Below are 10,576 nucleotides of genomic sequence, written 5' to 3' on the forward strand. Positions count from 1 at the left end.
CCCGCTCCCTTCGAGGGAGCGGGGCCCGAGCCGTTTTCAGTGGGTGGAGTGGGTCTTGCCCGAGCTACCGGAGTGGGTCGGGGCGGCCGGACACTTCACCCGGGGATTCCACCGGTTGAACAGCCCGCTGGGGTTGTGCTTCCAGAGCCAGACGTGGAGGTCGTAGTGGATCGGCATGCCGGGGTAGTGACCCGGCATCGGACCGTCGAACTTCTGGCCGCCGAACATCGAGAGTCGCTGTTTGGTCTTCAGGCTCTGGTCGGCGTCCACCACGATCCACTCCACCCCGGCGAGCCTGCGCCTGCCGTTCTTCCCGTCCTCGAAGAGAAGAGCCGCGGGTTTCGCCGGGTCGAGCGAGCCGTAGCGGGACTCGTTGAAGTAGTGGTAACCCATGCTGCCGTGTCCCGCGGGATCCGTGGAGCACTGATGGGGGACGTATCCGTCGGCGAGGGCGGCCTTCTCGTCGAGGTACTTGAAGCTGGCCATGTACGCCGTGGCCAGATCCCGCATGGCCTTCCGGTCGGCCGGGTCGACCGGACCGGACGCGGCCGGGGCGGGAACGGCGGCCAGGGCGAGCGACGCGGCGGCGGCTGTCACGAGAGTGATGGCGGTCCTGAGGGGACGCTGGGACATGCGAAGACTCCTAGAGACGCGAGAGAGGCGTACGCGACGGCCCCGTTCCGTCGGCTGCGGGCCCCCTCCTCCCGCCCGAGCAGCATGTCCCTCGGTCGCGAAGTGCCGCCATGCGAGCGGGGCCAACGGGTTGAACGCGGGCGGGCCTCGCCGTCCAGGGGAGTGAGACGGGCCGGGCGCCGTTGCGTAGGGAAGCCGGTCACTCGCAGCCTGTGGACAACTCTCGGACTGTCGGCGCGGACCCCTATCGTGGACGCAGTGGTCGAGGCGCGACGTACGGGGGACAGGACGATGGGCGGGACGGGTGTGATGACCGAAGCTGACGCGACGGAGACGCTGGGCGAGAGCGAGGCACTGGCCACCCTCCACCGGGTCTTCGGGTACGACGCCTTCCGGGGCGAGCAGGAAGCGGTCATCGAGCATGTGGTGGCGGGCGGTGACGCCGTCGTCCTGATGCCGACCGGTGGCGGCAAGTCCCTCTGCTATCAGATTCCGTCCCTGGTCAGACCGGGTACGGGCATCGTGGTCTCGCCGCTCATCGCGCTCATGCAGGACCAGGTGGACGCGCTGCGGGCGCTGGGCGTGAACGCCGGGTTCATGAACTCCACGCAGGACTTCGACGAGCGGCGCGTGGTCGAGGCCGAGTTCCTGGCCGGGGAGCTCGACCTGCTCTACCTCGCTCCGGAGCGGCTGCGGCTGGACAGCACGCTGGACCTGCTGTCCCGCGGGAAGATCTCCGTCTTCGCGATCGACGAGGCGCACTGTGTGGCCCAGTGGGGCCATGACTTCCGCCCCGACTATCTGGCGCTCTCGCTGCTCGGCGAGCGCTGGCCGGAGGTCCCGCGCATCGCGCTGACGGCCACGGCCACGCGTGCGACCCACAAGGAGATCACCCAGCGCCTGGGGATGCCGACGGCCCGCCACTTCGAGGCGAGCTTCGACCGCCCCAACATCCAGTACCGGATCGTTCCCAAGGCCGACCCGAAGAAGCAACTGCTGTCCTTCCTGCGCGAGGAGCACGCGGGCGACGCGGGCATCGTCTACTGCCTCTCGCGCAACTCGGTCGAGAAGACAGCCGAGTTCCTCTCCCGCAACGGCATCGAGGCGGTGCCGTACCACGCGGGGCTGGACGCGGGCACCCGCGCCACCCACCAGTCGCGCTTCCTGCGTGAGGAGGGACTGGTGGTGGTCGCCACGATCGCCTTCGGCATGGGCATCGACAAGCCGGACGTCCGGTTCGTCGCCCACCTCGACCTGCCGAAGTCCGTTGAGGGCTACTACCAGGAGACGGGCCGCGCCGGCCGCGACGGACTGCCGTCCACGGCCTGGATGGCGTACGGCCTTCAGGACGTGGTCCAGCAGCGCAAGATGATCCAGGGCTCGGACGGGGACGAGGCGTTCCGGCGGCGGGCGGCCGCCCACCTGGACTCGATGCTCGCCCTGTGCGAGACGGCCCAGTGCCGGCGCTCGCAGCTCCTCGCCTACTTCGGCCAGGACCCGAACACCCCTGCCTGCGGCAACTGCGACACCTGTCTGACGCCCCCGGAGACCTGGGACGGCACGGTCGCGGCGCAGAAGCTGCTGTCCACGGTGGTGCGCCTCCAGCGTGAGCGGGGGCAGAAGTTCGGCGCGGGGCAGATCGTCGACATCCTGCTGGGGCGGCGGACCGCCAAGGTGATCCAGTTCGACCACGACCAGCTGTCCGTCTTCGGCATCGGTGAGGAGCTGGCCGAGTCCGACTGGCGGGGTGTCGTACGGCAGTTGCTGGCCCAGGGGCTGATCGCGGTCGAGGGCGAGTACGGCACGCTGGTGCTGACCGACGACAGCGGGACCGTGCTGCGGCGCGAGCGCGATGTGCCGCTGCGCAAGGAGCCGCCGAAGCCGACCGCCTCCCGGTCGTCGGCACCCAAGGGCGAGCGCAAGGCCAAGGCGGCGGCCGCCGAACTGCCCGCCGAGCTCGTCCCGGCCTTCGAGGCACTGCGTTCCTGGCGCGGCGAGCAGGCGCGCGAGCAGGGCGTCCCGGCGTACGTCATCTTCCACGACGCCACGCTGCGGGAGATCGCCACGGTGTGGCCCACGTCCGTGAAGGACCTCGGCGGTATCAGCGGGGTGGGCGAGAAGAAGCTGGCGACGTACGGGGAGGGAGTGATCGGGGTGCTCGCCTCGCTGGGCGGCGGCACGCCCGCGGCGGACCGGGACACCCCGGGCGTCCCCGTCGCTCCGGTCGTCCCGGCCGCGGCGACCGACGAGGGGCCCGACCCGGACTGGCCCGAGCTGGACCAGGAGCCCGAGCCCGAGGACTGGATGTAGAGCACGGGATATAGACCACCGGATCCCGAGGACTGAAGAGCACGGGACATAGCGCACTGGATATAGAGGACTGGACGTAAGGGGACCGGCTCGTCGGGCGGGTTCCGCGGGGTCACGGTGGCCAGGGTGCCGGCCACCGTGACGCGGACCTCGTCCTACTGGGGGACGGCCTGCGTGATGCGGCCCCGGACCTCGCCGAGGCCCACCCGGGTTCCGCCCGGCCCAGGCGCCCAGGCCGTCAGCGTGACCTCGTCGCCGTCCTCCAGGAACGTGCGCTTGCCGTCGGGGAGCTCGAGGGCGTCGCGTCCGTTCCAGGTGAGCTCGAGCAGAGAGCCGCGCTCACCCTCCGAGGGGCCGCTGACGGTTCCGGAGCCGTAGAGGTCACCGGTGCGCAGGGAGGCGCCGTTGACCGTCATGTGGGCGAGCTGCTGAGCGGCCGTCCAGTACATGGTGGAGAACGGGGGCTCGGAGACGACGTGGCCGTTGACGGCCACGGAGATGCGGAGGTCGTAGCCGCCAGGGTCTTCGGAGGCGTCGTCCAGATAGGGGAGGAGCGGGTGCGTGCGGGTGGGGGGCGCGACCCGGGCTTCGTCGAGGGCGTCGAGCGGAGTGATCCACGCCGACACGGATGTGGCGAAGGACTTGCCGAGGAAGGGGCCCAGAGGGACGTACTCCCAGGCCTGGATGTCGCGCGCCGACCAGTCGTTGAGGAGGCAGAGGCCGAAGACGTGGTCGCGGTAGTCGCCCAGCCGCACCGGCCGGCCCATGTCCGAGGGGGTGCCGACCACGAAGCCGACCTCCGCCTCGATGTCCAGGCGGACCGAGGGGCCGAAGACGGGGGCGGCGTCCGCGGGGGCCTTGCGCTGGCCCGACGGGCGTACGACGTCCGTGCCGGAGACCACGATCGTGCCGGAGCGGCCGTGATAGCCGATCGGCAGGTGCTTCCAGTTGGGGGTGAGGGAGTCGGCGGCGTCGGGGCGGAACATCTGGCCGACGTTCCGGGCGTGGTTCTCGGAGGCGTAGAAGTCGACGTAGTCCGCGACGGTGAACGGGAGGTGCAGCGTCACGTCGGAGAGAGGGTGGAAATGGGGAGCCAGGGTCTCCCGGTGGGCCGGGACGGTCACCCAGGCCGTCAGCGCGCGCCGGACGTCGGACCAGGCGGTGCGGCCCGCCGCGAGCAACGGATCGAGGGTCGGCTGCGCGAGCAGCCCGGCGTACGGGGAGCCGAGTGCCCGGGCCGCGGCACCCGCGTCGAGCACGTGATCGCCGAGCCGTACGCCGACGCGCCGCTCGGGGTCGCCGTCCGGTTCGGTCAGGGAGAACACGCCGTACGGCAGGTTGTGCGGGCCGAAGGGATCGCCCTCGGGGACATCGAAGGGGGGCATCGGTTGGTGCCTCGCTTTCGGATTCGTACTCGCCATGTGATCCATGAGTTCCACGCGTTCCATGTGGTCGAGGCACACGTTACGGGGGAGTGACCATGCTGTGGCAGTGCCTAAAGAGTTTGCAATGTCCGAATTGACCTTGTCGGACGTGGCAATTCCGGCTTAGCGTCCTTTGGGGGACACGGACGGGGTGGGTCCGGTCCGTAGGGGGGACATGTGGGGGGACCCATGGCCAGGAGCTCCAGGAGTGTGCCGGCCGACATCGACCAGGAAGTTCCGGGCCTCATCGTGAAGTTCGGCGACTACCCGCTGCACCACGGCGGCGTGGGCGCCATACGGAGTCTGGGCCGACTCGGCATTCCGATGTACGCGATAACCGAGGACCGCTACACACCGGCCGCGAGTTCGCGCTATTTGCGCCGCGCCTTCGTATGGCCGACCACCGGGACGGAGGAACCCGAGAGGCTCGTCGAGGGGCTGCTGCGCCTCGGCCGGCGCATCGGCCGGCCCACGGTGCTCGTCCCGACGGACGAAGAGGCCGCCGTACTGATCGCCGAGCACCAGGAAGAACTGGCCGGCCCGTTCCTCTTCCCGCGCGTGGACGCCAAGCTGCCGCGCAGGCTGGCCAGCAAACAGGGGCTGCACGAACTGTGCGTGGAGCACGGCATACCCAGCCCCGCGGCGGCCTTTCCGCAGTCGTACGACGAGATCGAGGCGTTCGCCGAGAAGGCCCGCTTCCCGCTCGTGGCCAAGAACCGCGAGGCGTTCGTGCGCCGCAGCCGGCCCGCGGTGAACGGCACGACGAGGATCGCGACCCGCGAGGGGCTGCTCGCCCTCGCCCGGGACTGGGGACCGCAGCCCGGCGTGATCCTCCAGGAGTACCTGCCGAGGGAGGAGGCGGAGGACTGGATCGTGCACGCGTACTTCGACGCGGACTCGACACCGCTCGCGATGTTCACGGGGGTGAAGGTCCGCTCCTGGCCACCGCACGCGGGCATGACGGCGAACGCGTACGTCGTCGACAATCCGGAACTGGCCGACCTCGCCGCGCGTTTCATCAAACAGATCGGCTTCAGCGGAATCGTCGACCTCGACCTGCGATTCGACCGCCGTGACGGCCGGTACAAGCTCCTCGACTTCAACCCACGCATGGGCGCGCAGTTCCGGCTCTTCGAGAACGAGTCGGGGATCGACGTCGTCCGTGCCATGCATCTGGACCTGACCGGGCGCGCCGTTCCGGAGGGGGAACAGCGGGCCGGTCACCGGTACATCGTGGAGAACATCGACCTGCCGGCCCTGCTCGCCTACCGGCGCAGTGGCTATACGACACCGCACGCGCCGACCCGCGCGAGCGGCACGGAGCTGGCATGGCTCGCGGGTGACGACCTGCGGCCGTTCTTCATGATGCTGGCGCGCTTCGTGCGGCCGGGCGCCAAGCATCTCTATCAGCTGTGGCGGACCAACCGCCTCGGCAGCACCAACAGTTCTACCGCGAAGTAGGCGTAGTACGTCCTGGGGAGGGACTTCGTGATTCATCCGGTAGCAGTCATCGGTGCGGGGCCGTTCGGCCTGTCCACCGCCGCCCATCTGCGGGCGCGTGGAGTCCCGGTGCGTGTCTTCGGCGAGCCCATGGTGAGCTGGCGCGATCACATGCCCGAGGGAATGCTCCTCAAGTCGACTCCGGTCGCCTCCAATATCGACGCCCCGCAGCCTGGCCACACACTCGCCGACTACTGCGACGCGGCGGGGACGCGCCGTCTGGTCACCGACGAGGACATCATCCCGGTCGAGACGTTCATCGCCTACGGGGAGTGGTTCCAGCAGAAGCTCGTGCCCGAGCTGGAGCGGGTGCGGGTCGTGTCGATCGACCGGAAGGGCGGCCGGGAGGGGGCCGACCGGTCCGGCGGGTTCGAACTCAAGCTGGACTCGGGAGAGTCGTTCACCGCGCGGGCGGTCGTGGTGGCCACCGGACTGTCCGGGCTGGCCCATCTGCCTCCCGAGCTCGCGGGCGCGGCGGCCGACGGTCCCACGGCGACCGGTCCCGTCTCGCACAGTTCGCAGCAGCACGATCTGAGCCGCTTCTCCGGCAAGGAGCTGATAGTCGTCGGCGCGGGGCAGTCCGCCCTGGAGACGGCGGCGCTCGCGGCGGAGGCCGGCGCGCAGGTGCGGGTGGTGTCCCGGGGCAAGGGCGCCGTCGACTTCGGCGCGCCGCCGTGGAACCAGCCCAGGCTGCGCCCCGAGTCGCCGTTCGGGCGCGCCTGGTCCCTGTGGGCGCTCAGCTATTACCCGCATCCCTACCGCTATCTGCCCGCCCGGTCCCGGCACTACCTGGTCCGACGGGTGCTCGGTCCCCTCGGCGCCTGGTGGCTCCGCGACCGTTTCGAGGGCAAGGTCGCGGTCCGTGAGGTCCGGCGGATCGTCCGCGCCGCGGTCACCGACGGCGGCCCCGTCCTCACCGTGCAGACCCATGGCGGCCGGGTGGACGAGCTGTCCGCCGATCACGTCATCGCCGCGACCGGCTACCGCGTCGACATCGCCGCGATGGACTTCCTCGGGCACGAGCTCCGCGCGGAGCTGGCGGTGAGCCGCGGTGCACCGAAGCTCGGTGCCGGGTATCGGTCCTCCGTGCCCGGGCTGTACTTCACGGGTCTGCCGGCGGCGGCCTCGTACGGGCCGGTGATGCGCTTCGTGTGCGGGACGGAGTTCGCCTCACCGCGGTTGGCCAGGCATCTGGTGGCCGCACACGGGTGAGGCGAGGGCGGCCGAGGGTGCGGCGGCCGACGGTGACGACAGTCGGCGGTTCAGGTGGCCGACGGTGACGACAGTCGGCGGTGCGGGTGGTCGATGGTGTTGACCACCGGCGGTGCGGGTGGTCGATGGTGTTGACCACCGGCGGTGCGGGTGGTCGATGGTGTTGACCACCGGCGGTGCGGGTGGTCGATGGTGATGGCCACCGGCGGTGCGGCGTTGGTCGGCGGTGTGGGCGGCCGCCGACCGGGGCCGAGGTGCCGCGTCCGGCTGCCGTCCCGGCCGCCCCGTACGTCAGGGCTGCTCGGTGAGGGTCCAGGCGGCCGAGTCGCGGGGTGGGGCGGGGCGGACGGCCCAGGGGCGGAGGTCGCCGTCGGATTCGAGGGAGCCCGAGGGCAGCGTGCCCTTGGAGTCGGGTTCGAAGTAGAGGCGGTACGCCCAGAATTCGGGGAGTTCGTGCCCCAGCAGGTCCTTTCCCATGGGCTGGAGCTCCTCCGCCGCGTAGCGTTCGTTGATCCTGGCGACGGCCTCCGCGCGGGAGACGCCGAAGCGGGTCACGAGGACGTCGGCCATGGCGCGGAAGTACTCGAGCCACTCCGCGTCGAGACGGATCAGGAACTCCTCGGTCCTCGGCGCGCTTTCATAGATGGCGCCCTGCTGCCAGGCGATGAAGTCCGCAATGGGCTCAGGTGGGTTGGCGGCCCGGGTGGCCTCGATCTCCCACCCCGGGCAGTCCATGTCGAAGACGACGACGGGGAGGGGGCGGCCGAAGATCTCCGCGAGGCAGCCGTCGGCGTGGAGGCGGCGGGCCAGGTCGATGACGGCGTCGTAGAAGTGGAGCCGGAGAAGGTCGGACCTGGCGTCCAGTTCGTCCTCCTCTTCCTCCGGAAGGTCCATGGTGAGGAAGTCGTGGTCACCGTCGAACCAGATCCCCAGTTCCTTGACCTCGTCCACGTACAGAGGGCTGCCGGCAGGGTCTTGGGGGATGTTGCCCAGCATCTCGAAGCCGTCCAGCAGCCACAGGGCGTAGTTCCAGCGGGCCTCTCCCGGGTCCTCCGGGTAGGTCTCCTGCCCGTACTGGGTCTCGGTGTTGTAGCCGATGGCGACGTACGGGTGACGCTCGTCCCCGTCGATCCGCCAGATCCGGAAGGACAGGGCGTAGATCTCGGACCGGAGGGATTCGGGGAAGCGCCGGATCACGGCTTCGGCAGAGGTGCGAAGGTGCTGCCGGAAGGGGGTCACCGCGCCGGATGGGCGAGGTTGCGGCGCAGGGGACTCGAAGGACTCAAAAGACATGTCTCTCCCCGGACTTGTCGATGGTGGTCGGTGATTCCTGGAGGAGTGTGTACCGTCGCCGGGCCCGCCCGCCGCCGGGTGGTGTTGGGGTGTTGTGGTCGGTCATGTGCGGGAAAGTCTGCTTGGGCGGAAGTGGACCTTGCGTGATCCGAAGCGGTCGCAACGCGCTAACCACCGTACGGTGAACGGCGTTGCTGACGGGATACCGGACGTCGTCCGGTTCACGCCGGGCCGATGAGTCGTTCGATCCGTATTCTTCGGATCATGGCCGCTCCGACTGCATATTCACTCATCGCCACTGACCTGGACGGAACGCTGCTGCGCGGCGACGACACCCTCTCCGACCGGTCGCGGGCCGCGTTGGCGAAGGTGACCCAGGCGGGTGCCCAGCACCTCGTGGTGACGGGCCGCCCCGCGCCGCGCGTACGACCGCTCCTCGACGAACTCGGCGGTGAGGGGCTGGCGGTGTGCGGGCAGGGGGCGCAGCTGTACGACGCCGGGGCGGACCGGATGCTGTGGTCGGTGACCCTGGACAGGGAGCTGGCGGAGACGGCGCTCGGCAAGATCGAGGCGGAGGTCGGTCTGCTGTACGCGGCGGTCGACCAGGACGGCGTGGACGGGCTGACGCTCATCGAGCCGGGATACGTGATGCCGCATCCGACCCTGCCGGCGGTGCGGGTGCGGCGGCGGGACGACCTCTGGTCGGAGCCGATCAGCAAGGTGTTGCTGCGCCACCCGTCGTTGTCCGACGACGAGTTGGCGTCCGCGGCGCGGGGAGTGGTCGGTTCGCTGGCGACGGTCACCATGTCCGGGCCCGGCACCGTCGAACTCCAGCCATGCGGGGTGACCAAGGCGACGGGCCTCGCTCTCGCCGCGGCACACCTCGGACTCACCCCGGACGCGACGCTGGCCTTCGGCGACATGCCCAATGACATCCCGATGTTCGACTGGGCCGCCCGTGGTGTGGCGATGGCCAACGCCCACCCGGAACTCAAGGCGGTGGCCGACGAGATCACCCTGTCGAACGAGGACGACGGAATCGCGGTCGTCCTGGAACGACTCTTCGGCTTCTAGGGACTCGGTCGCCTGCTCCAGGGGTCCATCTGCGGTCCATCCGCTTCAGGGTCTGCCTGTTCCAGGGACCGGTCACGCGAGGAACGCGACAGACAACGCGCCCGCCGGCGGACCGAGAAGGTGCCGCCGGCGGGTGGTGGTGGTGAGGGTGCGATCAGTAGGCGCCGTTGACGTTGTCGATGGAGCCGTACGTCTTGGCCGCGTAGTTGCAGGCGGCGGTGATGTTCGCGACCGGGTCGTAGGGGTCCATCGACGTGCCGGGGACGTGGAAGGCCCGGAACGTGGGGTCGATGACCTGGAGCAGACCCTTGGAGGGGGTGCCCGCGACGGCGTTGGAGTCCCAGTTGTTGATGGCGAGCGGATTGCCGGAGGACTCGCGCATCACGTTGCGGTAGATGCCGTCATAGCTGCCCGGAATGCCCTCCTTCGCCATGATGTCCAGGGATTCCTTGATCCAGCCGTCGAGGTTGTTCGTGTACGTCTTGGCGGAGGCCTGGGTGGCGGTGGTCGCGGAGGACTTGGCGACGGCCGGGGTCGCCTTCGCCGTCTTGGCCGCCGTCGACTTCAGCGTCTTCGTGCCCACGGTCAGCTTCAGGCCCGGGCGGATCAGGGCGGGGTTGTCGCCGATGACCGCGCGGTTAGCCTTGTACAGCTTCTTCCAGCCGCCGCTCTCGGGGTGCTTCTGCGCCACCTTGGACAGGGTGTCGCCCGCGACCACCTTGTAGGTGATGAGCTGGACGTTGGGGACCACGGCGGTCTTGGCGGCCTTCGTGAGCTGGGGGGCCTGCGCCGGGGTCGCCGCGCTGGCGCCGGTCGCGCTCACGAGCGGCAGGGCGAGTGCGATGCCGCCCGTTCCGGCGGCGATCATGCCCCGGGTGATGACGTTGGTCTTCGTGCGGCGGTGCTTGCCTCGTGCGGGCATGACGAAATGTCCTCTCCGACGCCTGCGAGGTGAGCTGTCGGGTTCGGGCGGGAGATGCCCGGCCGCGCTTTTGGGCGCGGCTTCACCCCTAGCCGGTCCGGTGTGCCCGGATCGGCGGCTTACCTGTGGGTCCCCCGCTCCTGCCGTGCGTGGGTGGGTGGGTATCCGGGCGGCGGCAGGATTCGGCGATCCGCCCGGGATCGACCAG

At 70.0% G+C, this 10,576-nt stretch carries 8 protein-coding genes and 1 riboswitch; of the genes, 4 read left to right on the plus strand and 4 right to left on the minus strand.

Annotated elements, in window-relative coordinates; genetic code table 11:
• Positions 1 to 36: 36 nt before the first annotated feature.
• Positions 37 to 633 carry a hypothetical protein gene (locus OG788_RS26460; RefSeq protein WP_406373901.1) on the minus strand — a complete coding sequence of 199 codons (597 nt, stop codon included), beginning with the start codon at positions 631 to 633 and terminating at the stop codon, positions 37 to 39.
• 291 nt (positions 634 to 924) lie between these two features.
• Here OG788_RS26460 and recQ point away from each other — a divergent pair, with 291 nt between their 5' ends.
• On the plus strand, positions 925 to 2,943 hold the full coding sequence (gene recQ, locus OG788_RS26465; protein WP_406376850.1) for a DNA helicase RecQ: 2,019 nt from the start codon (positions 925 to 927) through the stop codon (positions 2,941 to 2,943).
• A 155-nt stretch (positions 2,944 to 3,098) separates the two neighbouring features.
• Here recQ and fahA read toward each other — a convergent pair whose 3' ends face one another.
• Positions 3,099 to 4,328, minus strand: coding sequence for a fumarylacetoacetase (fahA, locus tag OG788_RS26470; RefSeq protein WP_406373903.1), 1,230 nt, complete (start codon positions 4,326 to 4,328; stop codon positions 3,099 to 3,101).
• Positions 4,329 to 4,556: 228 nt separating this feature from the next.
• On the opposite strand from fahA, the gene OG788_RS26475 reads away from it, so the two are divergent.
• Complete coding sequence (locus OG788_RS26475; protein WP_406373905.1) at positions 4,557 to 5,828, plus strand: ATP-grasp domain-containing protein; 1,272 nt, start codon at positions 4,557 to 4,559, stop codon at positions 5,826 to 5,828.
• Between the two features lie 27 nt (positions 5,829 to 5,855).
• The gene (locus OG788_RS26480; RefSeq protein WP_406373907.1) at positions 5,856 to 7,079 is read left to right on the plus strand and encodes an FAD-dependent oxidoreductase; all 1,224 of its coding nucleotides are present in this window, start codon (positions 5,856 to 5,858) and stop codon (positions 7,077 to 7,079) included.
• A 291-nt stretch (positions 7,080 to 7,370) separates the two neighbouring features.
• Here the strand turns inward: OG788_RS26480 and OG788_RS26485 are convergent, their stop codons facing one another.
• Complete coding sequence (locus OG788_RS26485; protein WP_406373909.1) at positions 7,371 to 8,276, minus strand: hypothetical protein; 906 nt, start codon at positions 8,274 to 8,276, stop codon at positions 7,371 to 7,373.
• A gap of 360 nt (positions 8,277 to 8,636) precedes the next feature.
• On the opposite strand from OG788_RS26485, the gene OG788_RS26490 reads away from it, so the two are divergent.
• Entirely contained in the window at positions 8,637 to 9,446 is an 810-nt protein-coding gene (locus OG788_RS26490) for an HAD family hydrolase (RefSeq protein ID WP_406373911.1), read from the plus strand.
• A gap of 154 nt (positions 9,447 to 9,600) precedes the next feature.
• Here OG788_RS26490 and OG788_RS26495 read toward each other — a convergent pair whose 3' ends face one another.
• Positions 9,601 to 10,368: a LysM peptidoglycan-binding domain-containing protein gene (locus OG788_RS26495; RefSeq protein ID WP_351550118.1), complete on the minus strand. Its 768-nt coding sequence runs from the start codon at positions 10,366 to 10,368 to the stop codon at positions 9,601 to 9,603.
• Between the two features lie 4 nt (positions 10,369 to 10,372).
• Positions 10,373 to 10,534, minus strand: a riboswitch (cyclic di-AMP (ydaO/yuaA leader).
• Between the last annotated feature and the right edge of the window lie 42 nt (positions 10,535 to 10,576).

This window comes from Streptomyces sp. NBC_00647, assembly GCF_045207245.1.
Lineage (GTDB): Bacteria > Actinomycetota > Actinomycetes > Streptomycetales > Streptomycetaceae > Streptomyces.

Coding starts and splice junctions, on each gene's coding strand:
- recQ (WP_406376850.1), top strand. CDS start 925: ATGGGCGGGACGGGTGTGATGACCGAAGCTGACGCGACGGAGACGCTG.
- OG788_RS26495 (WP_351550118.1), bottom strand. CDS start 10,368: ATGCCCGCACGAGGCAAGCACCGCCGCACGAAGACCAACGTCATCACC.
- OG788_RS26475 (WP_406373905.1), top strand. CDS start 4,557: ATGGCCAGGAGCTCCAGGAGTGTGCCGGCCGACATCGACCAGGAAGTT.
- OG788_RS26490 (WP_406373911.1), top strand. CDS start 8,637: ATGGCCGCTCCGACTGCATATTCACTCATCGCCACTGACCTGGACGGA.
- OG788_RS26460 (WP_406373901.1), bottom strand. CDS start 633: ATGTCCCAGCGTCCCCTCAGGACCGCCATCACTCTCGTGACAGCCGCC.
- fahA (WP_406373903.1), bottom strand. CDS start 4,328: ATGCCCCCCTTCGATGTCCCCGAGGGCGATCCCTTCGGCCCGCACAAC.